Origin of the sequence: Streptomyces sp. NPDC047515, from assembly GCF_040643055.1 — a bacterium.
Classification (GTDB): domain Bacteria; phylum Actinomycetota; class Actinomycetes; order Streptomycetales; family Streptomycetaceae; genus Streptomyces.
This window is the reverse complement of the sequence record NZ_JBEYTM010000006.1, coordinates 110,495-134,260: the sequence shown is the minus strand read 5'-3', so window position 1 is coordinate 134,260 and position 23,766 is coordinate 110,495. Positions and strand designations below refer to the sequence as shown.

General features: G+C 71.1%; 20 protein-coding genes, 1 tRNA gene and 4 pseudogenes. 17 read left to right on the top strand and 8 right to left on the bottom strand.

Annotated features, from left to right (window positions below; all coding sequences use genetic code 11):
* The first annotated feature begins 154 nt into the window (after positions 1 to 154).
* From ABZ826_RS07200 to ABZ826_RS07185, 4 genes are all read left to right on the top strand, one after another.
* Complete coding sequence (locus ABZ826_RS07200) at positions 155 to 2,743, top strand: D-alanyl-D-alanine carboxypeptidase (protein WP_361443511.1); 2,589 nt, start codon at positions 155 to 157, stop codon at positions 2,741 to 2,743.
* A gap of 170 nt (positions 2,744 to 2,913) precedes the next feature.
* Entirely contained in the window at positions 2,914 to 4,776 is a 1,863-nt protein-coding gene (locus tag ABZ826_RS07195) for an MFS transporter (RefSeq protein WP_361443508.1), read from the top strand.
* A 102-nt stretch (positions 4,777 to 4,878) separates the two neighbouring features.
* Positions 4,879 to 5,160: a hypothetical protein gene (locus tag ABZ826_RS07190; protein ID WP_361443505.1), complete on the top strand. Its 282-nt coding sequence runs from the start codon at positions 4,879 to 4,881 to the stop codon at positions 5,158 to 5,160.
* Positions 5,161 to 5,687: 527 nt separating this feature from the next.
* On the top strand, positions 5,688 to 6,869 hold the full coding sequence (locus tag ABZ826_RS07185) for a serine hydrolase domain-containing protein (protein ID WP_361443502.1): 1,182 nt from the start codon (positions 5,688 to 5,690) through the stop codon (positions 6,867 to 6,869).
* Positions 6,870 to 6,943: 74 nt separating this feature from the next.
* Here the strand turns inward: ABZ826_RS07185 and ABZ826_RS07180 are convergent, their stop codons facing one another.
* From ABZ826_RS07180 to ABZ826_RS07170, 3 genes are all read right to left on the bottom strand, one after another.
* Entirely contained in the window at positions 6,944 to 7,099 is a 156-nt protein-coding gene (locus ABZ826_RS07180; RefSeq protein WP_361443499.1) for a hypothetical protein, read from the bottom strand.
* Positions 7,100 to 7,280: 181 nt separating this feature from the next.
* The gene (locus tag ABZ826_RS07175) at positions 7,281 to 9,332 is read right to left on the bottom strand and encodes a PA14 domain-containing protein (RefSeq protein ID WP_361443496.1); all 2,052 of its coding nucleotides are present in this window, start codon (positions 9,330 to 9,332) and stop codon (positions 7,281 to 7,283) included.
* A 436-nt stretch (positions 9,333 to 9,768) separates the two neighbouring features.
* Positions 9,769 to 10,347 carry a TetR/AcrR family transcriptional regulator gene (locus tag ABZ826_RS07170; RefSeq protein ID WP_361443493.1) on the bottom strand — a complete coding sequence of 193 codons (579 nt, stop codon included), beginning with the start codon at positions 10,345 to 10,347 and terminating at the stop codon, positions 9,769 to 9,771.
* A gap of 90 nt (positions 10,348 to 10,437) precedes the next feature.
* On the opposite strand from ABZ826_RS07170, the gene ABZ826_RS07165 reads away from it, so the two are divergent.
* Positions 10,438 to 10,884: a DUF1772 domain-containing protein gene (locus ABZ826_RS07165; protein ID WP_361443490.1), complete on the top strand. Its 447-nt coding sequence runs from the start codon at positions 10,438 to 10,440 to the stop codon at positions 10,882 to 10,884.
* Between the two features lie 181 nt (positions 10,885 to 11,065).
* On the opposite strand, the pseudogene ABZ826_RS07160 reads toward ABZ826_RS07165, so the two are convergent.
* Positions 11,066 to 11,170 (bottom strand): annotated as a pseudogene (locus ABZ826_RS07160) (IS5/IS1182 family transposase); the annotation flags it as partial.
* 13 nt (positions 11,171 to 11,183) lie between these two features.
* Between ABZ826_RS07160 and ABZ826_RS07155 the strand changes: the two are divergent.
* The 9 genes and pseudogenes from ABZ826_RS07155 to ABZ826_RS07115 form a co-directional block, all read left to right on the top strand.
* Positions 11,184 to 11,801, top strand: a pseudogene (locus ABZ826_RS07155) (FtsK/SpoIIIE domain-containing protein); the annotation flags it as partial.
* Between the two features lie 82 nt (positions 11,802 to 11,883).
* Positions 11,884 to 12,549, top strand: coding sequence for a DUF2637 domain-containing protein (locus ABZ826_RS07150; protein WP_361443487.1), 666 nt, complete (start codon positions 11,884 to 11,886; stop codon positions 12,547 to 12,549).
* Positions 12,550 to 12,568: 19 nt separating this feature from the next.
* Complete coding sequence (locus tag ABZ826_RS07145; protein WP_361443484.1) at positions 12,569 to 12,763, top strand: hypothetical protein; 195 nt, start codon at positions 12,569 to 12,571, stop codon at positions 12,761 to 12,763.
* Position 12,764: 1 nt separating this feature from the next.
* Positions 12,765 to 12,956: pseudogene (locus tag ABZ826_RS07140) on the top strand (mobile element transfer protein).
* Between the two features lie 13 nt (positions 12,957 to 12,969).
* Entirely contained in the window at positions 12,970 to 13,125 is a 156-nt protein-coding gene (locus tag ABZ826_RS07135) for a hypothetical protein (protein WP_361443481.1), read from the top strand.
* A gap of 23 nt (positions 13,126 to 13,148) precedes the next feature.
* The gene (locus tag ABZ826_RS07130) at positions 13,149 to 13,466 is read left to right on the top strand and encodes a SpdD-like protein (protein ID WP_361443478.1); all 318 of its coding nucleotides are present in this window, start codon (positions 13,149 to 13,151) and stop codon (positions 13,464 to 13,466) included.
* Positions 13,467 to 13,576: 110 nt separating this feature from the next.
* Positions 13,577 to 14,956, top strand: coding sequence for a replication initiator protein RepSA (repSA, locus tag ABZ826_RS07125; protein WP_361443804.1), 1,380 nt, complete (start codon positions 13,577 to 13,579; stop codon positions 14,954 to 14,956).
* Entirely contained in the window at positions 14,953 to 15,144 is a 192-nt protein-coding gene (locus tag ABZ826_RS07120) for a helix-turn-helix domain-containing protein (protein WP_329831976.1), read from the top strand. The genes repSA and ABZ826_RS07120 overlap by 4 nt, the downstream gene beginning before the upstream one ends.
* Positions 15,144 to 16,296: pseudogene (locus tag ABZ826_RS07115) on the top strand (site-specific integrase). Before ABZ826_RS07120 ends, ABZ826_RS07115 begins: the two are co-directional and overlap by 1 nt.
* Before the next feature lie 76 nt (positions 16,297 to 16,372).
* On the opposite strand, the gene ABZ826_RS07110 reads toward ABZ826_RS07115, so the two are convergent.
* The 4 genes from ABZ826_RS07110 to ABZ826_RS07095 all read right to left on the bottom strand — a co-directional run bounded on the left by ABZ826_RS07110 (position 16,373) and on the right by ABZ826_RS07095 (position 19,434).
* Positions 16,373 to 16,448 (bottom strand) — tRNA-Arg (locus ABZ826_RS07110).
* A 376-nt stretch (positions 16,449 to 16,824) separates the two neighbouring features.
* Positions 16,825 to 17,625, bottom strand: a complete 801-nt coding sequence (locus ABZ826_RS07105) for an FAD:protein FMN transferase (RefSeq protein ID WP_361443475.1) — start codon at positions 17,623 to 17,625, stop codon at positions 16,825 to 16,827.
* Complete coding sequence (locus tag ABZ826_RS07100) at positions 17,618 to 18,061, bottom strand: FMN-binding protein (protein ID WP_361443472.1); 444 nt, start codon at positions 18,059 to 18,061, stop codon at positions 17,618 to 17,620. Before ABZ826_RS07100 ends, ABZ826_RS07105 begins: the two co-directional genes overlap by 8 nt.
* 11 nt (positions 18,062 to 18,072) lie before the next feature.
* Entirely contained in the window at positions 18,073 to 19,434 is a 1,362-nt protein-coding gene (locus ABZ826_RS07095) for a ferredoxin reductase family protein (RefSeq protein WP_361443469.1), read from the bottom strand.
* A 171-nt stretch (positions 19,435 to 19,605) separates the two neighbouring features.
* On the opposite strand from ABZ826_RS07095, the gene ABZ826_RS07090 reads away from it, so the two are divergent.
* From ABZ826_RS07090 to ABZ826_RS07080, 3 genes are all read left to right on the top strand, one after another.
* Positions 19,606 to 20,343: a response regulator transcription factor gene (locus ABZ826_RS07090; protein ID WP_361443466.1), complete on the top strand. Its 738-nt coding sequence runs from the start codon at positions 19,606 to 19,608 to the stop codon at positions 20,341 to 20,343.
* Complete coding sequence (locus ABZ826_RS07085) at positions 20,340 to 21,764, top strand: HAMP domain-containing sensor histidine kinase (RefSeq protein WP_361443463.1); 1,425 nt, start codon at positions 20,340 to 20,342, stop codon at positions 21,762 to 21,764. The genes ABZ826_RS07090 and ABZ826_RS07085 overlap by 4 nt, the downstream gene beginning before the upstream one ends.
* A gap of 90 nt (positions 21,765 to 21,854) precedes the next feature.
* The gene (locus tag ABZ826_RS07080) at positions 21,855 to 23,753 is read left to right on the top strand and encodes a class I adenylate-forming enzyme family protein (protein WP_361443460.1); all 1,899 of its coding nucleotides are present in this window, start codon (positions 21,855 to 21,857) and stop codon (positions 23,751 to 23,753) included.
* Positions 23,754 to 23,766 lie beyond the last annotated feature (13 nt).

Genomic DNA, 23,766 nt, shown 5'->3' with positions numbered 1-23,766 from the left:
CCGCGTGGATGAATGACAGGGTGACCCCTCTCACATTGGTCTGTCGAGAGTGCCTGGGTGCTTTGCACGGGAACCAGTAGGTATGTCGTTCTCGTCTAGCAGCCGGGCCGGTGGTTCACACAGGACACTGGTAGATGGTTCGGACAGCGCGGGGATGTCCCCGCGCCGCATGGAGGAGGCATCGGTGGCGGGCGAGTCCCCCGACAAGTCGAAGCAGCAGGAGTCGTCGGGGACGACTCGCGGCGAGAGCGATCCGCGGCTTGCCGTCTTCCGTGAACCGCCCGCCGAGGCCGAGGCCCGCGGCGGGACGGACACGGCGACAGCGGTTTTCCGTACGGGTTCGTCCGGCGACGGCGAGGGCGGCAAGGCGGACACGGCGACGGCCGTCTTCCGTACGCGACCGTCCGGGGACGACGAGGACGGGAAGCGCGGGGAGAGCCCGGCGGCTCGGGAGGTCTCCTCGGACGGCGAGGCCTCCGGCGACTCCGAAGCCTCTACGGGCGCCGAGGGGGACGAGGGTACCGAGAGGGCGGAGAAGGCCGCTCAGGGCCCGGAGAAGGCTTCTGAGGCCCCTGAGCCCGCGAAGAGTGCGGCGGACGCGGACGGCGCGGAGGACACGGACGCTGCCGAGCCTGCCGATGCGGCTCCCGAGGCGGGTGACGCGCGGCTGCGCGCGGCGGTCGCCGCCTGGGTGTCGAAGGACGGCGGCGAGGGCGACGAGAGCGGCGAGGGCTCGAAGGACGCCGGCGACGCGAAGGACGGCGACGACGCGAAGGGCGCTATGTCCGAGAGCGCGGCCGAGCCGGACGCGGACGCCGATGCTGCCGCTTCGGACGACGACGCCCCGGACGGGGCGACCGCGTCGGGCGACGATGCTTCCGACGAGGCCCGGGTCGCCGGGTCACGCGAGAAGACCTCGGACACCGAAGAAGTCGACGGCGCCGAAGCCTCGGAAGGCGAGGCCGAGGTCACGGCCGGTGCGGCTGACGCAGGCGACGCGGGCGACGGCGCCAAGGCGAAGGGTGCGGACGACGCGGCGAAGGCCAAGCGCTCGGACAAGGCCAAGAACGCGGACGACGCCGAGGACACCGGCAAGGACACCGCCGAGGCGAAGGACGTCGACGACGCCGACGCCGCCGACGGTGAGGACAAGAACGACACCTCCGAGGGCAAGCGCGGCGTCGATCAGCCGACCGCCGTCTTCAGGGCGCCCGCCGCGGCCAAGGTCGACCAGCCGACGACCGCGCTGAAGATCACTCGGCCCGTGTCGAAGCCGGACGCGGAGTCGAAGCCCGAGTCCGCCGCCGAGCGGACCAGCAAGTTCGTACCCCTGCGCGGCGACGACGTGCGGCCGGCGCCGGCCGCACCTCGCAAGCCCGAGGCACCGGCGGCCCCCTCCGCCGCGACTTCTCCCGCTCCCGCGCTCTCCACCGCCGAGCGGACCACGCAGCAGCCGATGCCGCCCAGGCCGCCGCTCGACCTGCTCGCCGAGTTGACGAACACGCCTCCGCCGCCCGAGACACCGGTCCGCACCGCCGTGCGCCGGGTCAAGATCTGGACCCCGCTGGTCCTGCTTCTGTTGATCATCTTTGCGATCGTGCAGATGGTGCGCCCGCTTCCGGACCCCAAGCTCCAGATGTCGGCGAAGCCGACGTACACCTTCAAGGGCAGCAAGCCGTCGCTGCCGTGGCCCAACGAGGGCCAGGGCTACATGGCGGCCACCGGGCTGGGCACGGTGGGCTCGTTCGGCGAGCAGAAGGCCGTGCCGATCGGCAGCGTGGCCAAGGCGATGACCGCGTACATCGTGCTCAAGGACCACCCGCTGAAGAAGGGCGAGGACGGTCCGTCCATCACGATCGACGCCAAGGCGGAGTCGGACGGCAAGCTCAGCGCGGTGAACGAGTCGACGCTCGACACCGTGAAGGAGGGCGACAAGCTCACCGAGAAGCAGGCGCTCACGGCCATCATGATCCCGTCCGCGAACAACATCGCCCGGCTGCTGGCGCGCTGGGACGCGGGTTCCGAGGCGGCGTTCGTCAAGAAGATGAACGACACCGCCAAGTCGCTCGGCATGAAGAACACCACGTACACCGATCCGTCCGGGCTCAACGCGACCACGGTCAGCACGGCCGAGGACCAGGTGAAACTGGGCGAGAAGCTGGTGGAGATTCCGGCGTTGATGGCGATCACCGTGCTGCCGTCGTGGACCGATCCCTCGGGCCACGTGTGGCCGAACTGGAACAAACTCGTCCCGTACAACGGCTCGCTCGGCATCAAGACCGGCACCACCACCAAGGCCGGTGGCAACCTGCTCTTCGCCGCGCACAAGATGGTCGGCGAAACCGACCAGCTGATCGTCGGCGCTGTTCTCGGCCAGCACAAGCAGTCCATCATCGACACGGTCAACGCGGTCAGCAAGGACGTCATGATCGCGACGCAGGACCTGCTGGAGGATGCGAAGGTCATCAAGAAGGGCGATGTCGTCGGCACCGTCTCCGACGGTCTTGGCGGCAGCACGCCGGTGATCGCGACCAAGGACGTCTCGGCGGTCGGCTGGTCCGGTCTCACGGTCAAGCTCGATCTGAACGACGACGGCAAGACGATCCCGCACTCGGCGGCGGCCGGCACTCACGTCGGCACGCTCACCGTGGGTGAGGGACGAAGCCAGGTGAAGGTGCCCGTCGCGCTGAAGAGTGATCTGGTGGAGCCGACGTTCGGGGACAAGCTGACCCGGCTCGGCTGACGGAGCCATGGCCGAAACAGCCCGTAGCGGGAAGAGGGCGCCGATCCCGGCGCCCTCTTCCCGACTGCGTACGTGTTAGCGTCCCGGAGCAACTCAAGGATGCCGATTCGGCGTCCTCACCGATATACGGGGCACGGGGCCGGCGGATATGGGAGACGGGGAGAGCCGTAGTGACCACCGCGGAGCCGAGGCCCGGCCGTGAGTCGGCCGACAACGGCGGCATGAGGGGCGGCGACAGCGGCGGCGTGCGCACGGCCGCGCCCGCCCCGGACTCTTCCGGACCGTCGTCCGACACCTCGTCCACCACCCCGTCCGGTCCGCCCCGTGGCGGGCTGCTGCGTCGGCACCCGGTCCTGCTGACGACCGTGGTCGCCGCGGTCGCCCACCTGCTCTGGTTCTTCTTCTTCGCGAACAGCGGCGGTGACCTCGCGGCCCAGGACGCCTGGGCGGAGTTCGTCGGCCGGCATCCCGGTACGGCGTACAACCTCGCCTGGTACGGAGGCATGCACCCCGTCTCGTACAGCGTCGTGTCGCCGTATCTGATGTCGGTGCTCGGCGTGCGGACGACGATGATGATCGCCGGGACCGTGTCGGCGGCGCTGACGGCGCTGATCCTGGTCCGGGTCCGGGCCGTGCGCAACCCGCTCGCCTGCTCGTTCGCCGGGGTGTTCGCGTACCTGTGCAACGCGCTGTCCGGGCGGGTGACGTTCGGGCTCGGCATGATGTTCGCGGTGGGGGCGGTCACCGCGGTGTTCTGCTGGCCGCACCGCTGGCGGTACAAACGATGGGCGAAGGCGGCCGTCGCCGCCCCGCTCGCCGGGCTCGCGACGGCGAGCAGCCCCGTGGCCGGGCTGTTCCTCGGCGTGGTCGCCGCCGCGCTCTTCCTGAACAAACGGCGCCCCGGGGCGTACGCGCTGGGCCTGGCGCCGGTCGCGGTCGTGGCGCTGTCCGCGTGGCTGTTCCCCTTCTCCGGCACGCAGCCGATGTCGATCGCGACCCTGTCGCTGCCGTTCCTCTTCGCGGTCCTCGTCTTCGTCCTCGTACCGCGCGACTGGAAGACGGTCCGCACCGCCGCTGCCGTGTACGGCGTCGGGACGCTGCTGACCTACGTGATCGACTCGCAGATCGGCTCGAACGTCACCCGGATGGCGATGCTGTTCGCCGGTGTGGTGCTGCTCGCCGCGCTGCCGTACGCGAAGCCGCGCTCGCGGCGCTGGTACGCACTGGTTCTGGCGTTCGTCGGGATGAACTTCTGGATCGGCTTCAAAAGCGTCGACGACATCGTCCGGACCGCCCCCGCCGCCTCCTGGACGCGTGAGCTGGCACCTCTGGTCAATCAGCTGCAGCAGGTCGGCGCGGAACGCGGCAGGGTCGAGGTCGTGCCCGCCAGCAGCCACCGGGAGGCGTCCGCGCTCGCGCCGTACGTCAACCTGGCCCGTGGCTGGAACCGGCAGGCGGACATGGAGCGCAACCCGCTCTTCTACGACGACACCCTCAACAGCGCGGCCTACCGCGAGTGGCTCGACCGCTGGGCGGTGCACTACGTGGTGCTGCCCAAGGGATCCCCGGACTCCAGTGGTGCCGTGCAGGAGGCGGAGCTCGTCGACGCGGGGCTGCCGTATCTGAAGCCGATCTGGTCGGACGCCAACTGGCGGCTCTTCGCGGTCGACAGCGCGGTACCGCTGGCGGACCCGCCGGCCACGGTGGACCGGGCCGGTGCCGGTGAACTGACCATCCATGTGAAGAAGCCCGGCCGGATCCTGATCCGCATCCCGTACTCGCGCTGGCTCGCCCTGGTGGACGAGAAGGGCAAGAGCGTGGAGCGGCCGAAGGAGACCGAGGCGTCCAAGCAGCGCGAGGACGAGAACACCCCTCGGACCTTCGTCAACACCAACGGCTGCCTGATCAAGGTCGATGAGGACGCGGACGGCGACGAGTGGACGGAACTGCTCGCGCCGCGGCCGGGCGTGTACCGGCTGGCCGCGCCCTACCAGCTGTCACCCGGCTCACCGTGCCCGGAGGAGCTGCGCTGAACCCGGCCCCGGAGCCACCCGGTCGAGGACGAGATCCGGGCCCGGTGGCTCGATGGCCGGGAATCGGCATCGCCGGGCCGACTCCGCGGTCATAGTGGATGTATGAGCCTGACCACAGACGGAGAGCCGCCCGGCCCGGTGCGGTTCTACCTCGCGTGCGACCGCCGGGGCTGCCAGGCACGGGCCGTGTTCGACCTGGTCATCGCGGAGCCGCCGCCGGACATCGAGACCGACCTGTTCGGCCATGTGCTGCACAGTGCGACCGTCGCCTCCCCGTACATCGGGGAGCTCGGATGGATATTCATCCAGCAGGAGGGCTACTGGTGTCCGAACTGCGCCTCGCCGGGCCGGCGTCCGCGGTCGAAGGACGTCACGTCGTCCTGAGCCCGAGAGGCCCGACAACGGTTCGGCGGGGACCGAAGCGTTACGGATCTAGCGTCGAGGCATGACGGACACGAAGCACGTACCCGACGCCTCCGGCGTACTCGACGCCCCGCACGCACCTGACGCCCCCGAACCGTCTGGACTCCCTGACACCCGATCAGCTCGACCGGTCGCCCGGAAAGGGGTGGACGTTCCGTCAACTCGCCTTCCATCTGGAGGGATCGACGTACTACGGCGACTCCGTGGGGGACCTGACGGCGGGCGGCGCACCCGCATCCCGCCCGGACCGGACCTCGAAGCCATGACGCCGGCGTTGTGCCGACGGATCTCGCCGAGCTGAGTATCGGCCCGCTGTTGGTACTGCGGCTGGTAGGCGGCCAGTTGGCGCCGGCGCTGTGACTCCGCAGCCTGTGCGGCCCGCCAGTCCCGCTCGAACCTGGACCGGGCCTCCGCCCGGGGGCTTTCCCCCTTCCGATCCTGGGGTGTGCCGGATCGTGCCCTGTTGGGGGCGAAACTAGCGTTCAGCCATGACTTCGACCCTGCGAAAGCGCCTCGCCATGGCACTCGGTGTCGCTACGCTGCTCGCCACGGGGGTGGCCGCCACCGTCGCCCGGCCCGCCGGCCCCTCCCGTGTGCAGCAGTTGCGCCAGGACACCGAGGCGATCCACGCCCTCGGTGTCAGCGGTGTGCAGGCCCGCGTGATCGCGCCTGACGGTCGGCAGTCGGTCGCCACCAGCGGCACCGCCGCCCTGAACACCGGCCGCCCGGTCCCTTCCGACGGCTACTTCCGCATGGCCAGCACGTCCAAGACGCTGGTCGCCACCGTGGTCCTCCAACTGGAGGCCGAGGACAGGCTGTCCCTCGCCGATACGGTCGACCACTGGCTGCCTGGAGTGGTGCGGGGGAAGGGCAACGACGGCAGCCGGATCACCATCCGCCAACTGCTCCAGCACACCAGCGGCATCCACGACGACCTGCCCGGATACACCACGCCGGAGGAGTACTACCAGCAGCGCCACGACGTCCACAGCTCCGAGCGGTTGGTTTCCCGCGCCATGGCCCACGCGCCGGACTTCTCGCCCGGCAAGGGCTGGGGGTACTCCAACACCGGCTACGTCCTGCTCGACATGGTCATCCGGAAGGCCACCGGTCAACCCGCCCACCAGGAGATCGAGGACCGCATCCTGCGCCCGCTCGGCCTCGACCAGACCCGGTGGATGGGCACCTCGCCCACCCTGCCCCGGCCGCACGCCCAGGCCTACCAGCTCTTCGGCCCCGGTTCCGTGGTGGACGTCACCGACCAGATACCGGTGGACCACGAGAGCCTTTCGTGGGTCACGACCACCCGGGACGAGAACGGCTTCCTCCGTGCGCTGCTCGCGGGCCGCCTGCTACCGACGCGGCAGCTGGCCGAGATGAAGCAGACCGTCCCCGTGAGCGCGGAGGCCCAACAGCTGTGGCCCGGCGGCCGATACGGGCTCGGCCTGGTCGAACGCCCTCTGAGCTGTGGAGGGACCTACTGGAGCCACGAGGGCGGGGACGCCGGCTACATCACCCTCAACGGCGTCACCGACGACGGCAAGCGAAGCGCCGTGGTCTCCATGTCCGAGGCACGCGGCGACACCCCGAAGCACATCCTGGACCAGGAGAACGCGGCCAGCGCCCTGATCGACCACGCACTGTGCGCCGGGGGCCCCAGCACGCCGTGAGCGGACGGCCGCGGCGGCAGCTTCTTGCGCGGCTCCGGCCAGGCCGAGTCCCACGCCTTCCGCACAGACAGGCTCTAGCGGCCGCCGTCACGTCTGCGGCGCACTCGCGACACAGTCCAGATCCCGACGCCGATGATGGGGAACACGATCAACGACATCGTCACAATGGCGGTGATCCCCATGAAGAGGAACGTGGCCAGCAACTCCCATATCGAGGGGTCCGGTTCCATGCCCTGCCTTCTTGATGTAGGTGCGCAACGTTGCTCTGGCCACGACGCATGTGCGGATCCTGCCGGTTCCTCAAAGCCCCGCCATCACGCGCCTTCCCTGCCCCCCCACTCGCCCCAGCACCCCTCCCGTTCTCCGCCGACGGCCGCGCAGCGGCGTGGGCTTCCGGCCCCGCAGAAGTGCTCAGACCAGGTCCGGCCGGATCCGCCACGGGTGCGCGGCCGCGGTCTCGGTGCCGTCGGCGAGGACGCCGACCACGCGGTAGTAGGAGATCGAGCCGAGCGGCTGGGCGGGGTCGCTGTAGGACTGCCAGTAATCGCCGGTGGGCGCGGCGGTGCCCAGCAGGTCGTAGGTCCGCGTCTCGGGATTCCAGCGGCTCACCCGGTACTCGGTGACCGAGGCGCAGATGTCGCCGGAGCAGTGCCACTGGACCGACCCGGCGGCCTCGGAGGCCGTCCAGCCGCCACCGCCGTACAGCGGGCCCTTGTCCTGGCCGATCGGCTCGGCCGGGGTGGTGTCCAGCTCGGTGGCGGTCACGGTGGCCCAGTCGGCGATGGCCGTGACGTTGCCCCACTTGTCGACCGCGTAGACCGCGTAGACGTACGACTCGCCGTCCGGGACGTCGATGCACAGCGCGGCCGTCGGGTCGTCCTGGCCCGGGGTACAGGTGACCAGCCACTTGACCGATCCGTCGGCCTGCCGGACTCCGCGCAGGGCGCGGTAGAAGGCGATGTCGTCCTCCGCCGAGGCGTTCCAGCGCAGCAGCGTGCCGTCGGCGCGCGGCGTCGCGGTCAGTCCGGTGACCGGCTGCGGCGCGACACGGTCGGCGGTGGTCACCGTGACGGTGTTGGAGGGAGCGGACTTGTTGCCCTGCCAGTCGGTGAAGATGACACCGTAGGTGTAGGCGGTGCCCGGCTCCCAGCTCTCGTCGTAGCAGACGAACGAGTACTCGCCCCGGCTGGGGTTGAGCGTCTGGCTCTCCTCGGCGCACTGGACCCGCACCGCGTCCGCGCCGAGCCGGGTGCCCTTGAAGCGCAGCACCGTGAAGTAGGCGTCGTTGTCCAGCTCGTCGGACGCCGGGTGCTCCGGGGTGTTCCAGGTGAGCAGCACCCTGGTCCGGTCCGGCGCCGCGCGCAGGTTCACCGGCGCGGCCGGGGCCGTGCGGTCGATGCCGTCGGAGGTGACGGGCGCCGAGTACGGACCCGGGTTCCCCGCCCTGTCGAGGGCGCGCACGACATAGGTGTGCGGGGTTTCGTTGTGGCCCACGGGGTGCGTGTACGAGGTGCCGGTGAGTTGCTTCACCAGCGTGTACGAGCCGGTGGCCGGGTTCCTCTCGTACAGCTGGTAGGCGGCCGCGTCCGGCACCGCGTTCCAGCCGAGCACCATTCCGTGGAGGTCGCCGTGCGCGGTGAGCCCCGTGGGGGCGGCCGGACCCGTGCGGTCGGGCGTGGTGACGCCCTGGTCGGCGGTGCCGGTGGACTCGTTGCCGGCCTTGTCGACCGCGCGGGCCTCGTAGTAGTAGGTCTGGCCGGTCGGGGGCGGGGTGTCGGTGTACGACGTGGAGGTCGTGGTTGCCAGCGGCTTGGCAGGGTACGCGCCGCCCTTGAGGCGGCGGTAGACGCGGTAGCCGGCGAGGTCCATCTCCTTGTTCTTGGACCAAGCGATCTTGGCCTTGCCGGTCGTCGTGCTGTACGTGACGGTGGTGCCCGTCGGGGTGAGCGGCTTGACCTTGTCGACGGTGGCCGAAGTCCTCGGTATGTAGCCGAACTTGACGTTGGCGGCGCCGGTCCAGTTGACGAAGTCGATGCGCAGGGTGTGCTTGCCGGACGGAATGGTGACGTTGACCGTCTTCTTCACCGTCGTCGAGACGTCCTTCCACAGGTTGACCTTACGGACGCCGTCGAGGTAGACGCGGATGCCGTCACGTGCTTCGACCGGGAAGGAGAAGGGGCCGCCGGAGCCGAAGTCGCGGGTCACTGTCCAGCGGACACCGAAGTAGTTCGACCGCAGGCCGGAAGCCGGGGCTCCCGTGCCCCAGTTCTCGTCGATCTTCGAGTCGCAGTCGGTCTTCTTCGGCGTACCGGAGAAGGCGGTGTTTGCGAAGAACTGCCGCTTGTATACCGGCGAGGTGCAGGTGGTCGCGGCGGAGGCGGGCGTGGCGACGGCGGTGAGCAGGCCGCCCGCGGTGGCGAGCACGATCGCGGTCGCGGCGGTCGTGCGTCTGTCTGGGTTCATTCGGGCCTCTGGTCAGGATCGGGACGGCGGATGAGGCCGCCTTGATCACGACTCGCGAGCAGAGGCGTCGGTTGTACGGCTGTGGGGACGTGGGCGGAGGTACGGCGCCGCAGATCCAGGAATCCCCGATCTGCGGCGACGCAGGTGCCGCTGCCGCGAGCCGTACCGACGACGGCTGCGGCGGAGCAACTTGAGGGACGACTGGGTTCAGGCCCGGAAGGCCGCGGGCGTTGCGCCATTGGGACATGCGGCAACCAGGGCGCGTATCGGGCCGGGATCAATGAGCATCGCAGCTTGCGGGGCGGGTGCCCGTCTGGGGTACGGGGCCCGGCGATCTGCGGCTGCGCCGTGTGGGCGCGAGTGACCGGAAGCGATGCCGCAGGCAGGCAGCGGCGGGGCCCGAGGTCCCCGGCTGCGTGCCCGCCGGGATGGCGTGTCAGACCATGGCGAGCCGTTCCATCAGCAGCTCCGTCCTCCGCTCGGTGTCCTCCGGCGGCAGCCGTCCCGCCCGGGTCAGGGTGGCCAGCCCGTGCAGGGCCGCCCAGAACACCTCGGTGAACAGCCCCGGGTGGACGCCGTCTCCGGCGACCTCGCCGAGGCTTTCCAGCAGGGCGGCGAAGGCGTCCTTCAGCAGCTCCGGGGTGTCCTCGTGCGCGAACGCCAGGCCGCCGTCGAGCTGGAACATGGCGTCGTAGACCGCCGGGTTGCGCTTGGCGAAGTCGAGGTAAGTGCGGGCGAGGGCGGTGACCCGGGTGCGAGGGCCGTCCGCAGCGGAGGTCGCGGCCCGCAGCGCCGCGGCCATCTCGGCGGCGCCTTCGAGGGCGACGGCGCCGATGATCTCGCGCTTGCCGCGGAAGTGGCTGTAGAGGACGGGCTGGCTGTATTCGATGCGCTCGGCGAGGCGGCGGGTGGTGACCGCGTCCCAGCCCTGCTGCTCGGCGAGTTCGCGGGCTGTCGCCACGATGAGGCGTTCGCGCTCCGCCCGTTCGCGCTGCTTGCGTTCTTGTACCGACATGATGCGATCCTAGCATCGCTAGACAAGTGAGCGGCGACAGTACTAGCGTTGCCTCATCAGCTAGCAACACTAGATGCCAGGAGGGTCGCCATGCTCAACGCGCTAGAGGTCTTCACCACCGTGGTCGTCGGCGTGATGGTGGGGGTGGAGTTCTCCGTCGCCTTTGTCATCGGCCCGATCCTCAACGCACTCCCCGGCGACAGTGGCCAACTCGGCCGCGCCCACGGGGGCCGGATGCTCGGCGCCGTGATGCCGGTCTGGTACATCACCTCGCTCGCCCTCGTCGCGGTCTGGGCCATCGCCGGATGGCACCACCACGGCACCGGCCTCGTCGTCACCGCCGGCGCGCTGCTGATCCTCAGCGTGATCATGTCGATCCTGCTGCTCGTCCCGATCAACAACCGGGGCAAGACGTGGACCCCCGAGAACCGACCCGAGGACTGGAAGGAGCAGATGAACCGCTGGGACCGCTTCCACTACGTCCGCGTCGCCGTGATCATCGCCGCCTTCGCCCTGCTGGTCGCCGCCCTCGCCTGAGCCCGCGGGCCGACACCGCGCTGGTGGCGCACGATCCCCACTCCCGGGCGGCCGCGGGCCATCGAACTCCCGACATCCGGGAATGCGGCTGCCGCTGAGAGCCCACAACTGCGATCCCGACAAGCTACGTCCCCCGATGACCTGCGCGGCTCTCGGCTCTGGTTCGGGTGAGGTCTTTGATTCAGATCACCGAGGCACGCAGGTGAAGCCCGGCGAGGTAGCTTCCCGGGGTCTTGCCGTAGCGGGTCGCGATGCCCCGCCACGCCTTGAGCTTGTTGATCAGGCGTGCTCGCACGCTTGTGTATCAGCTCATCCGCGCCGAGCAGCGGGTCAGCGTCGCCGTGCCGGACGCGGAGATCGCCGCCGACATCTGGGATCTGCCCGAGGATCTACGGCCGGTTCCGGTCGTCGTCCTGGTCGACGAGGTTGCCGAACTCGCCCTCTTCGCCAACAAGGAGGAAGAGAAGCGGCGGGACCGGATCATCACCGCCCTGGTCCGTCTCGCCCAGTTCGGCCGCGCGGCCGGCGTCTACTTGGAGATCTGTGGGCAGCGTTTCGGCTCCGAACTCGGCAAGGGCATCACGATGCTCCGCGCCCAGCTCACCGGCCGCACCGCGCACCGCGTCAACGACGAGACGTCCGCGAACATGGCCTTCGGCGACATCGCGCCGGATGCCGTACTCGCTGCCATCCAGATTCCTGCTGAGACACGCGGCATCGCCATCGCCGGGGACTCCACCGGCGGCTGGCACCGCATCCGCGCCCCGCACACCTCGCTGCGCCTGGCCGTGAACGTCTGCAACAAGCACGCCGACCGCACCCCCGAGGTGCCCGTCCTCGCGTCCTTCCGGCCCGCGGTCGCCCCGCTGCACTCGGCCCGCGTGCCGCTGTCCAAGACAGCCCCCGCCACCGCCTGACCCACCCCTCCCACGGTCGGCGTGACCGCCCTTCGCGCCGGTTCCCTACCCCCGCCATGCCTGATCACAGGAAGGAGCCGTGATGGCCCGCCCCGCTCTCCGCATCGACGCCGTGCTCGTTCAGGCCGTCATCGCCGGGGCACTGTCCTTCGCCCACCTGCACGACCTTGCCGCCGCTGCCGGACAGACCGGCTGGAAGGCCTGGGCCTACCCGGTCTCCGTGGACCTGCTCCTGGTCGCCGCCTGGCGTCGGTTGCGCGCCGATGGGCCGTCCCGGCTGGCCTGGTGCTGGTTCCTCATCGCCCTGGTCGCCTCGCTCGGCGCCAACGTCGCCACCGCCGGACTGCTCGACCTGAACGATGTCCCGGCCTGGCTGCGCATCCTCGTCGCCGCCTGGCCCGCCCTGGCCTTCATGGGCGGCACCCTCCTCGCCCACTCACCCGCGGACCCCTCCCCGGCTCCGCCGGCACCTTCCGCCCTGGCTCCGGAACTCGCGCCCGAGACGGATCACGACCCCGTCGCCGCTGAGTCGAGCCGGGTGGCCGAACCCGTCGCCGTCCCGGAGACCGAGGAAACCCCGGCCCTGCCCACAGCCATGCCGGTCCCGGCTGCGCTGGTCGCCCACGCCCGCAAGGTCGCCGACGACCACCACGCCCGCACCGGCGCCCGGATCGACACCGACACCCTCCGCGCCCGCCTCGGCGTCCCGCCCCATCTCGCCGACGCCATCGCCGCCCAACTCACCTGATCCAGAAGGGAGACAAGCCGTGACCCGTGACCCGGCCGACCTGACCACCGCCGACTACCTCGACGGCGCCCGCGAAATGACCGCCGCCAACCGGCCCTACCTCGCCCACCTGCTCGCCGACGAAGCCGCCCAGCGCACCACCGACCCGGCCACCGCCGCCGGCATCCGCGCCACCTTCCCCGACCCGACCGCCACCCGAGAGGAAACCGACTGACATGCCCGCCCGCGACTTCTTCCACTCCGTGATGCGGATCGGCCCCGTACAGATCGGCACCCATCGCGACCGCCGCGGCCGGACCAAACACGCCGCCGTGTGCACCAACGACCGGTGCGGCTGATCCGCCGACTACTCCAGCCAGTCCGCCGCACAGCTCGCCGCCCGCGCCCACCGCTGCCGCGTCAGCTAGGAGGCCGACCCCGATGGACGTTCCGCTCTGGCTCGCACTTCTCACCGTCGGCTACCTCGGCGTCAAGCTCATCCGCCCGCCCTGGTGGCTCATCGCCGTGCTCCTCCTCGGCGGCTTCCTCCTCGCCGACAGCGTGCTTGCCCCCGTCGTCAACGACTTCGTCAAGTAGCACGAACCGAAGGGAGAACACCGATGCTCCGCCCGAAGATCCCGACCAATCCCACGCCCACGGGTCACGTCATGCCGTCCGTGCCGGTGGGGCCGACCACCGTCGTGCCGAGTGCGCAGGTTCCGCCTCCTGCTCCGGTCGCCGCGATGCAGTCCCGGCCCACGGTGCAGCTCACGCCCGGCACCGCCCTCGCCCTCGTCGGCGGCGGGACGGCCGTGGTCCTGGTCGTCGGCGTCGTCCTGGTCTCCATGCTCCTCGCGGTAGCCATCACCGGCGCCTCGGTCACCGTCTGCGCCCTGGTGATCCGCTCCCTCGTCAACGCCGACGCCAAGCGACGCTGACCGGCCCCCGGGCGGCCTCGATACCGCCAAGCATCCGCCGCCCGGGCGCCGTCCCTGTCCGATCTCACAACCAGAAGGAAGAACCCAGCATGGCGCATCGTGCCTCGCCCGTGCCTGCCCCGTTGCTCGACCCGACCACCCTTGGTGACCTCCTGCGGGTGGCCTCGGCCCCTGACTACACGCGCTGGGAGGACCAGATCCGCCGTACCGGCGGCTGCTCCGACCCCATCCATCTGACCGGCTGGACACTCCACAAGGACAAGACCACCGGCGAGACCCTGCATCACTACACCACCGCCGACGAACCCGGCGGACGCCTCCGCCTCGCCTGCGGCAACCGCCGCGCCTCTCGCTGCCCCTCCTGCGCCTGGACCTACGCGGGCGTCACCTACCACCTCATCCGTGCGGGCCTGGTCGGTGACGACAGCCGCGATGTCCCCACCACCGTCAGGGACCACCCCCGCGTCTTCACCACCCTCACCGCCCCCTCCTTCGGCCCGGTCCATAACCGGCCCGACCGCGGCGTCTGCCGCTGTGGCGCCCAACACGCCCCGGACGCATCGGAACTGGGCACCGCCCTCGACCCCGCCATGTACGACTACGCGGGCGCCGTCCTGTTCAACAACCACGCCGGACAGCTCTGGCAGCGCTTCACCACACGCCTGCGCCGCGAACTCGCCGCCCGCGTCGGCCTCACCCGCCGAGAACTCGCCGACCGCCTCCGCGTCTCCTACGGCAAGGTCGCCGAATTCCAGAAGCGTGGCGCCCTGCACTTCCACGCAGTGATCCGGCTCGACGGCCCGGAGGGGCCCGGAACGCCGCCACCTGCCTGGGCAACGGTCGACCTGCTCGCCGACGCGATCCACGCAGCCGCGGCGCACTCCTACACGTCCGTCTCCGTCCCGTCCGCCGGGGACCAACCAGCCCGGTCCTTCCGCTGGGGAACACAGCTCGACGTCCGTCCGGTGAAGGCCTTCGGTGACGGCTCCGACATCACCGAACAGGCCGTTGCCTCCTACGTCGCCAAGTACTCCACCAAGGCAGCCGAGAACACCGGCACCCTTGACCGCCGCATCGGGGAACTCGCCGAGCTCGACCGCCACCAGGTCCCGGACCACACCCGCCGCCTGATCACCGCCTGCCGCGACCTGGACGGTCTCTACCCGGACCGGCGCCTCTGGGCCTGGGCGCACATGCTCGGCTTCCGCGGCCACTTCTCCTCCAAGTCCCGCCGCTACTCCACCACCCTCGGGGTTCTCCGCCAGGCACGCGCCGACTACCGCGCCGCCCAAGAGGCCGCAGTCCTGGGCCTGGGCGCCCGCGAACCGGACACCGTCCTCGTCCTCACCGACTGGCAGTACGCCGGCCATGGCCACACCCCCGGTGAATCCGCCCTCGCCGCCTCAATCGCCCGGGATCTCCAGCTCAACCGCGAGACGGCGCGCGAAGCACTGCAAGACCAACTCGCCCTGGAAGGAGCCGCAGCATGAACACCGCCGTCACCGCCGAACTGCTGACCGTGCCGGAAGTCATGGCGCGCCTCAAGGTCGGACGCTCGAAGGTCTACGACCTGATCCGCTCGCGCCGTCTCGTCTCGATCAAGATCGATGGGGCTCGTCGTATCCCTGACGTTGCCGTTCGTGACTTCGTCCTCGGCCAGATCGAGGAGGCTGCCTGATGGCCGGTCCCCGCAAGCGCAATCCCAACGGCGCCGGCACCATCACCAAGCGCAAGGACGGCCGTTACCAATGCGCCGTGTACGTCCTCCAGCCGGACGGCACCCGCGCCCGCAAGTTCGCCTACGGCAAGACCTGGGCCGAGTGCGACGCCAAGCGCCGGGAACTGCTCGCCAAGGTCGACCAAGGCGTGCCCGTGCCCACCCGCTCGGCCAAGCTCTCCGAGTGGCTGCCGTACTGGCTGGACAACGTCATCAAGCCCCGGCGGAAGCTCAGTACGTACGACAAGTACGAGGCGCACATCCGGCTGTACCTGGTGCCGTTGATCGGTGCCAAGCGGCTCGAATCCCTCGGCGTCGCCGACGTACGCCGCTTCCTCGTCCGCCTGGAGAAGGAGACCACTGCGGCGACCGCCAAGGAGTCTCACCGCGTCCTGCGGTCGGCGCTGTCCTCCGCCTGCCGCGAGGAACTGATCACGCGCAACGTCGCCAAGCTGGTCGAGCCGCCCCGCACCGACAACCGCGAACTGAGGCCCTGGACGCTCGACGAAACGCTGGATTTCCTCGCGGCCTCCCGTAAGGACCCGTTGTACGCGGCGTTCGTGCTCGCCATCGCCATGGGGCTTCGCCAGGGGTGAGATCGTCGGCCTGCGTTGGTCGGACCTCGACCTGGACAACCGCGTCCTCTACGTCCGTCAGCAGACCCAGCGCCGTCGGGGTGTCCTGTACGACGACGACCCCAAGATCCGCCGTCGCCGGGTCGTCCCGCTGCCCGCCCTCTGTATCGCGCCCCTGCGCTGGCACCGGATGCGGCAAGCCGCTGCTCGTGCCAAGGCGGGGGAGCGGTGGGAGGAGTCCGGCTACGTCTTCACCACCCGCACCGGCCGCCAGGTCGAGCCGCGGAACGTCTACCGCTCCTTCACCCGCGTCGCCGAGTCCGCCGGCCTCCGCGTGATCCGGTTGCATGACGCCCGGCACGGCACGGCCACGCTCCTCACGGCGGCCGGAGTCGCGCCTCGCGTCGTGATGGAGATCCTCGGGCACAGCCAGATCAGCATCACCATGAACGTGTACACGCACGTCGTGCAGGACACGCAGCGCGAGGCTATGAGCCACATGGACCGGCTGCTCAGGAGGCGTCCCGGTCGTCAGTGACCGCCGCCGTTGATGTCAGATCTAGATGTCAGAAGGGGTCCACCTCCGAAAATCCGGAGGTGGACCCCTTCTGAACTGGTGCCCCCGGCAGGATTCGAACCTGCGACACCCGCTTTAGGAGAGCGGTGCTCTATCCCCTGAGCTACGAAGGCAGGGTTCTGTCGGAAAACGTGTGCGAAACCCGACCCGGGTGGGCGGTGGGTTTCAGGTCAGCTTGCCGACAGGTTCGCGGTGGTCTGACCCGTGAGGGCCCGGCCACCGCCGACAGTGTAGCGGGTGGGGTGAGGTAGGTACTCCCGGTTCTGGCCGTGTGCGCCTGTGGTGCGTCAGCTGCGGTGCTGTCGGCGGGCGAGAGGTCGGGGTCGGGCATCCCCGGTGCTACGTGTCGGACCCGACCGGGCACGGGAGGTGTGCGGACAGGCGGTCGGGGGGCGGCGGCACGCAGTGTGTTCCGCTCTGCACCGCGCGGGGCCCCGGCTCTTGGGGAGGGCGGGGTGGGGAAGCGTGGCTGTGAAGAGGTGGGGCCGTTCACGGCGGGCAGGACTGAGCCCGCATGCCACCTCGTGACCCGTATCGACTGAATCCCGAGGTCTGCCACGCCCGGCCGTCGGGCAGGACGGCGAGTGCCTCGTAGCCGTCCAGTGCTTCCAGCCAGTCCTGCGCGTCCGCGCCCATGGCGAACGCCGCGGTGGCGTAGGCGTCGGTCATGGTCAGCCGGGGGCCGATGAGGGTGAGGGAGGCGAACGCCGTGGCGGGTGTGCCGCTGTGCGGGTCGAGGATGTGGGCGCCGCGTTCGGCGGTGCCCGAGGTAGCGACGGCCAGGTCGTGGCCGGCGGTGATGACGGTGAGCAGTTCGCCGGGCCGCAGCGGGTGGGCGATGCCGATGCGCCAGGGGGCGCCGGGGGTCGCCCGGCCGCGAAGCTGGAGGTCGCCTCCGCCGTTGACGCAGGTGTGGCGCGCGCCGGCTTCGTGAAGCAGCCGGGAGGCGGCCTCGGTGGCCCAGCCCTTGACCAGGCCCGAGGGGTCGAGGGCACCGGCCGGGACGATGCTGAACCAGCCGTCCGTGACATGGGCGGCTCGCGCGCAGAGGGACAGCACCTCGTGGACCTCTGGCGGGCAGTCGCCGAGGCGGATCTCACCGCGGTCGAGGCGGTTGATGTGGCTGTCGGGCCGGTAGGTGGAGAACACGGCATCGACCTGGTGGAGCCGCCGCACGGCCTCGGTGAGGGCGCGGCGGACGGCAGCGGTGGGCTCGCCCCGGATGTCGAAGGAGAAGACCGCGCCCATCACGTGCTCGACGTGGCGCAGCCCGTGCGCGGTGTCAGGCATGGGCCTGGTCCAGGGCGCTCTGCAGGGACTGGACATAGCCCTGGCTGGTGTAGCTGGCGCCGGTGACGGCATCGATGTGCGCGCTCTGGGCGCCGATCGCCTCCTGGGCGAGGCGAGGCAGGGCATAGGAGGCGATCTGCTGGTCGCGGCCGTTCTGGTCCGGGGCCCGGAGCACCTTGACGGCAGTGATCCTTCCCCGGGTGAGGGTGGCGGCGACCTGCACGGTTCCGTACGGGGTGTCGATGGGATCCCCGGTGAACGTGCCCGTGCCCGTGGACGAGCCCGATGCGGTGCCCGCAGGGGCGGGCGGGGACGAGGACGCTGCGGGGGACCGGGGGGTCACTCCTGCGAGGACGGGGCGCTGATGGGGTTTGAGGGCGAGCAGCGCGATGACGAGGGCGCTGATCCCGGTGGTTGCCAGGACGGCTCGGCGCATGGCGGTTCTCCTCAGAACGCGAACGACTCGTGGTGGATGCGCCGTGCCGGGACGCCGGCCTCGCGCAGGGCTTGGATCGCGGCCCGAGTCATACCGGGCGGACCACAGAGGTAGACGTCGTGCGCCGCGAGATCGGGCACCAGAGCACTCAGGCCCTGGGCGGTGAGGGGTGAGGAGTACCCGGCCGGTTCGTCGACGACGTAGTGCACGGCGGCCCGTCGGCGGACGGCTGTCGCGTCGATCTCACCGCGCAGGGAGAGGTCGACGGCGCGGCGGGCCCGGTAGACGAGCGTCACCTGTCCCGGCAGCGTCTCGAAGAGCGTGCGCAGGGGGGCGATACCGACGCCGCCGGCCAGGAGAAGGACCTTGGGAGCGGTGCGGAGGTTCGCCGTGAAGCCGCCGTAGGGTCCCTCGGCCCACACCCGGGTGCCGGGCGCGAGGTGGGCGAGCGCGGCACTGTGGCCGCCGGCGGTCTTCACGGTGATGCGCAGATGACGGGGGTGCGCGGGTGCGGAGAGGGAGTAGGGATTGGCGGTCCACCACAGGCCGCGGGTCATGAAGCGCCAGCGCAGGAACTGTCCCGGCTCACCCCCCAACTCATCCAGGTGCTCGCCGGTGAGGTGGACGGAGACCACGCCCGGCGCCTCGGGGTGGACCGCGGTGACGCGCAGGCGGTGACGCAGTCCACGCCGTACGGGGACGGCGAACCGGTACCAGGCGACCAGCGCGGCGACGCCGAGAAACAGCGTGTACCAGGCCACCTGGGCGAGGCGGTTGCCGACGAAGTCGGCGCCGTTGGAGAGCTGGTGGCCGAAGGCGAGGAAGACGGCCAGGTAGGTGGCGAAGTGCAGATAGTGCCAGGTCTCGTAACTCATCCTCCGGCGGGCCGCGCGGGCCGAGAGGACTGCGGTGGCCAGGAACAGCAGGAAGCCCGCCGTGCCCTTGAGGAGGTCGGGATAGTGCAGGACGAGCGTGGAGGTCTGGTTGAGCACGTTCGTGTGGGAGGTCAGTGAGTAGCCCCAGATGATCAGCAGGGTGTGGGCGAGGGCCAGAGAGACGGTGCAGCGACCGCCCAGGGCGTGCCAGCGGGCGAGGCGGTCCGTGCCGATGCTGTGGTCCAGGAGCGGCATGCGGGCCATCAGGGCCAGCAGCACCGCGCAGGCGTAACCGGCCAGCAGCCCCGTGATGCGCCCGGCGCCGGTGAGCCAGCCCGCCGGGCCGACCACCGAGGTCGTGTCGCTCCACCACAGGGCCAGCACCCCCGCGGCCCCGGCCCAGATCGCCGGCAGTGCCAGGAAGCGCACGGCGCTGCGGCGCGGGCGCCGGTGGCGCACCCCGCGGTTCGCGTGTGTGGTGGTGAACGTGGTGGTCATGGGGGCTCCTCCGGACAGGCCTCGCTCCGGCGACGGACGGCCAGCCTCCCGGCCCAACCTCTGTGTATCTTCTGAAAGCGACCCGCCGGCGACTCTCAGAGCCGATTCAGAGGAAACTCAGAGACACGGCCCGCCCTGCCGTGGCCCGTGCCGGGGGATGCTGAAGGAACCATGGACGAGCCGCGTACGACATCGCCTCTGCACCGCCCCGACGGAGAACCGGTAAGGGTTCTCGTCGTCGACGACGAACCCGACGTCACCGATGTCCTGGCCGGGGTCATGACCGGGGAGGGCTGGCAGGTACGCACTGCTGCCGATGGCGCCACCGCACTCGCGGCCGCCCGTGCCTTCCGGCCCGACGCGGTGGTCCTGGACTGGATGCTGCCGGACCTCGACGGCCTGCAGGTCCTGCGCGCGCTGAGACGCGAGGCACCCAGCGTGTGCGTGCTGTTCCTGACCGCCCGGGACGCGGTCGAGGACCGCATCGCCGGCATCAGCGCCGGCGGCGACGACTATGTCACCAAGCCCTACAGCCTGGAGGAGGTCCTGGCCCGGCTGCGCGGGCTGCTCCGGCGGGCCGGCCTGACGGCGGAATCCGCCGGCGCGAACCGGCTCACCGTCGGGGATCTCACCATGGACGAGGAAGCCAGGGAGGTCAGGCGCGGCGGGGCCACCGTCGATCTGTCCCGGACCGAGTTCGAGCTTCTGCGGTTCCTGATGCGCAACCCGCGCCGGGTGCTGTCCAAGGACCAGATCCTCGACCGGGTCTGGGCCTACGACTTCGGCGGACGGGCCCACATCGTCGAGCTCTACATCAGCTACCTGCGCAAGAAGATCGACGCCGGACGCACTCCGTTGATCCACACGGTGCGCGGTGTCGGCTATGTCCTCAAGGCGGGGTCCCGATGAGACGCCCGCTGCCCCGCACCCTGCGCGGCCAGCTCACCGTCGGACTCGTCACACTGCTCGCCCTCGCCTGCCTCGCCGTCGGCATCACCACCGCCCTCGCCCTGCGCGGCTTCCTGATGGGGCGGCTGGACGAGCAGCTGTCCGCCTCCGGCGGCCGGTTCGCCGCCAGCCTGGAACACGAGGCCACGCCCGACGCCGACAACCGCCCCGACACCCGGGGCCAGGCGGAGTCGACCTTCGGTGCCCGCCTCCTGAACGGCATCGTCACCCAGGCAGCTGTCGTGGACGACGCCACCGACCGCCCCCTCCCCCTCACCCCCGGGGACCGCCACGCCCTGGCGGGGATCCCCGCCGACGGGCACGGGCACAGCATCCGCCTCTCCACCCCGGGGGCGTACCGCGTCACGGCTGTCCGGGGCGACGACCAGGACACCTTGATCACCGGCCTGCCCCTGCACCCGGTGGAAGAGACCGTTCACCGCCTCGAAGCGGTCGAAGCCGTGCTGTTCGGCGCCGCCCTCGTGGTCACCGGCGTCGCCGGGGCCCTGTGGGTGCGGATCTCCCTGCGCCCCCTCCAGCGGGTCACCGCCCGTGCCGCGGAGGTGGCCGGGCTGCCGCTCGCCAGCGGCGAGGTCGCCATGCCCGGCCCGCTTCCCGACACCGACCCCCGTACCGAAGTCGGTCAGGTCGGCAGCGCCCTCAACCACATGCTCGGCCATGTCGAGGGCGCACTCACCCAGCGCCAGGCCAGTGAGGAGCGGCTCCGGCACTTCGCCGCCGACGCCAGCCACGAGCTGCGCACCCCCGTCGCCAACATCCGGGGCCACGCCGAACTCGCCCTGCGCCACCACGGCCCCGTTCCCGGCGAGGTGCGCCACGCCCTGGAGCGCATCGACGGGGAGTCGCAGCGCATGACGCGCCTCGTCGACGACCTGCTTCTCCTCGCCCGCCTGGACGCCGGACGCCCCCTCGAACACGAGCCGGTCGATCTGACCCTGCTGATCCTGAACGCGACAGAGGACGCACGCGCCGCGGGCCCCGGCCACCGCTGGCTCCTCGACCTCCCCGGAGAACCGGTCACCGTCACCGGCGACGCCCACCGGCTCCAGCAGGCCATCGGGAACCTCCTGGCCAATGCCCGTACCCACACCCCGCCCGGCACCGAAGTGACCGTCGCCCTCACCCCCGGTCGGACCGGCGTCGCTGTGAGCGTGAGCGACAACGGACCAGGGATTCCCGCCGAGCTCCAGCCCGAAGTCTTCGGACGCTTCGTCCGCGCCGACCACGCCCGCTCCCGCAGCACGGGAAGCACCGGTCTCGGTCTCGCCATCGTCCACGCCGTCATCACCGCCCACGGCGGAACCGTCACCGTCACCAGCGGCCCCGGACATACGGCCTTCCGCCTGACACTCCCCGCCTGACCCCGTCCGACCCGCCCGATGCGCCTGACCCGCCCGACACCCTCGACGCGGCCGACGCATCTGACCCGCCCGACGCGCCCGACCCGCCCGATGCGCCTGACCCTGTCCTTGACGGGGGGTGGGCACGGGCATACCGTCGCGCATGTACTGAGCAAGCGCTTAGAGAGGTCGTTCGTGCCGCACATCGACCCGATTCCCGCCGCGCCGGCCCCGCGCGCCCGGCCCCCGGCCGCCGCTGCCGATGAAGCCGCCGTCGCGGATGCCGCGGCCCGTGTCGAAGCCGCGCTCACCGCTCCGGGAGCCCCGTTCGCCGTGGTGCGGGCACAGGACGGGGCGCACGCCGGAGCCCTTGTGTACGCGGACGGGCCGCGCACCCTCCGTGAGTTCGTGGAGACCACCTGGGCCTACGGGGACCGGCCGTTCCTGATCGCGGGGGAGCGCGGCTACTCGTACGCCGAGTTCTTCGCCGCCGCGTCCGCGCTGGCGTGCCGGCTGACCGGGACGTACGGGCTGCGCCGGGGAGAGAGGGCCGTCGTCGCGATGCGCAACCACCCGGAGTGGCAGATCGCCTTCTGGGCCGTGCAACTGGCCGGGCTGGTGGCCGTCCCGCTCAACGCCTGGTGGACCGAGGACGAGTTCACGTACGCGCTGGACGACTGTGAGCCGCGGGTGCTCCTGGTGGACGGCGAGCGGCTGCCGAGGGTGGCCGGCTGGGCGGCGAAGAACGGGGCGCGCGTGGTCGCCTTCCACTCGGAGGGGATGGTTCCGGACGGCGTCGAGCGGTACGAGGACCTGCCCGCGCCCGATCCGCTCGCCGCGCCCCCCGAGGTCGAGATCCGGCCTGAGGACGACGCGACGATCATCTACACCTCCGGCACCACCGGCCGGCCCAAGGGCGCGGTCGCCACCCATCTCGCCCAGGTGGGCGCCGTACTCAACCCCCGCTACCACGCCGCCGTCTCCGCGCTCGGGCGCGGGACCGTCCCGGGGCAGGGCCCCGCCCCGGTGTCGCTGCTGACGTTCCCGTTCTTCCACGTCGCCGCGTTCACCGGCTTCTACGCGGCGATGGCGGCGGGCGGCACGATCGTCCTGATGCGGAAGTGGGACGCCGAGGAGGCGCTGCGGCTGATCCGCGCACACGGCGTCACGCACTACGCCGGAGTCCCGACGACCGCGCTCCAGCTCCTCGCGGCGGCCGAGCGGGCGGGCGACGGCCTGGAGGGTCTGCAGATGCTGAACACCGGCGGGGCCGCCGCCCCGCCCGATCTGGTCGCGCGGCTGACGACCCGCCACGGCGACCGGATCGAGCCCCGCAACGGCTACGGACTGACCGAGACCAGCGGCGGCGTCCTGGCGAACTTCGGCGCCGAATACCGGCTCCACCCGGGCAGTGTCGGCCGTCCGACCCCCGCCACCGAGGTGCGGATCGCGGGCCCCACGGGCGAGGCGCTGCCCGATGGCGAGGTCGGTGAGCTGTGGCTGCGCGGTCAGTCCCTGGTCCGCGGCTACTGGCGGGACGAGGCGGCGACCGCTCGGGCGTTCACCGACGGCTGGTTCCGGACCGGTGATCTTGCGGTGGTGCGCGCGGGGCGGGTCGATGTCGTCGACCGGATCAAGGACATGGTGATCCGCGGCGGGGAGAACGTGTACTGCGTCGAGGTCGAGGCGGTGCTCCACGACCACCCGGACGTCGAGGACGCGGCGGTGCTGGGGGTCGCGCATCCGGTTCTGGGCGAGGAGGTCGCCGCCGTCGTCCGGCTGCGGTCCGGTGCCACCGTCACTCCCGAGGAGCTCAGGGCGCACGTCGGTCGCAGCCTGGCCGCGTTCAAGGTCCCGGCCCATGTGCTGGTACGCAGGGAACCGCTGCCCCGCAATCCGACCGGGAAGATCCTCAAGCGGGAGCTGCGCGGGCCCGTCGAGGCGGAGGTGCGGCGGGCCGGCGGGGACGCATCGGTCACGGATCCGGACGGCGAGGGCGGTCGGCCGTGACCGCGGCCGGGCG

Coding starts and splice junctions, on each gene's coding strand:
- ABZ826_RS07200 (WP_361443511.1), top strand. CDS start 155: ATGTCCCCGCGCCGCATGGAGGAGGCATCGGTGGCGGGCGAGTCCCCC.
- ABZ826_RS07190 (WP_361443505.1), top strand. CDS start 4,879: ATGAGCCTGACCACAGACGGAGAGCCGCCCGGCCCGGTGCGGTTCTAC.
- ABZ826_RS07185 (WP_361443502.1), top strand. CDS start 5,688: ATGACTTCGACCCTGCGAAAGCGCCTCGCCATGGCACTCGGTGTCGCT.
- ABZ826_RS07180 (WP_361443499.1), bottom strand. CDS start 7,099: ATGGAACCGGACCCCTCGATATGGGAGTTGCTGGCCACGTTCCTCTTC.
- ABZ826_RS07175 (WP_361443496.1), bottom strand. CDS start 9,332: ATGAACCCAGACAGACGCACGACCGCCGCGACCGCGATCGTGCTCGCC.
- ABZ826_RS07170 (WP_361443493.1), bottom strand. CDS start 10,347: ATGTCGGTACAAGAACGCAAGCAGCGCGAACGGGCGGAGCGCGAACGC.
- ABZ826_RS07165 (WP_361443490.1), top strand. CDS start 10,438: ATGCTCAACGCGCTAGAGGTCTTCACCACCGTGGTCGTCGGCGTGATG.
- ABZ826_RS07150 (WP_361443487.1), top strand. CDS start 11,884: ATGGCCCGCCCCGCTCTCCGCATCGACGCCGTGCTCGTTCAGGCCGTC.
- ABZ826_RS07135 (WP_361443481.1), top strand. CDS start 12,970: ATGGACGTTCCGCTCTGGCTCGCACTTCTCACCGTCGGCTACCTCGGC.
- ABZ826_RS07130 (WP_361443478.1), top strand. CDS start 13,149: ATGCTCCGCCCGAAGATCCCGACCAATCCCACGCCCACGGGTCACGTC.
- ABZ826_RS07120 (WP_329831976.1), top strand. CDS start 14,953: ATGAACACCGCCGTCACCGCCGAACTGCTGACCGTGCCGGAAGTCATG.
- ABZ826_RS07105 (WP_361443475.1), bottom strand. CDS start 17,625: ATGCCTGACACCGCGCACGGGCTGCGCCACGTCGAGCACGTGATGGGC.
- ABZ826_RS07100 (WP_361443472.1), bottom strand. CDS start 18,061: ATGCGCCGAGCCGTCCTGGCAACCACCGGGATCAGCGCCCTCGTCATC.
- ABZ826_RS07095 (WP_361443469.1), bottom strand. CDS start 19,434: ATGACCACCACGTTCACCACCACACACGCGAACCGCGGGGTGCGCCAC.
- ABZ826_RS07090 (WP_361443466.1), top strand. CDS start 19,606: ATGGACGAGCCGCGTACGACATCGCCTCTGCACCGCCCCGACGGAGAA.
- ABZ826_RS07085 (WP_361443463.1), top strand. CDS start 20,340: ATGAGACGCCCGCTGCCCCGCACCCTGCGCGGCCAGCTCACCGTCGGA.
- ABZ826_RS07080 (WP_361443460.1), top strand. CDS start 21,855: ATGCGCCTGACCCTGTCCTTGACGGGGGGTGGGCACGGGCATACCGTC.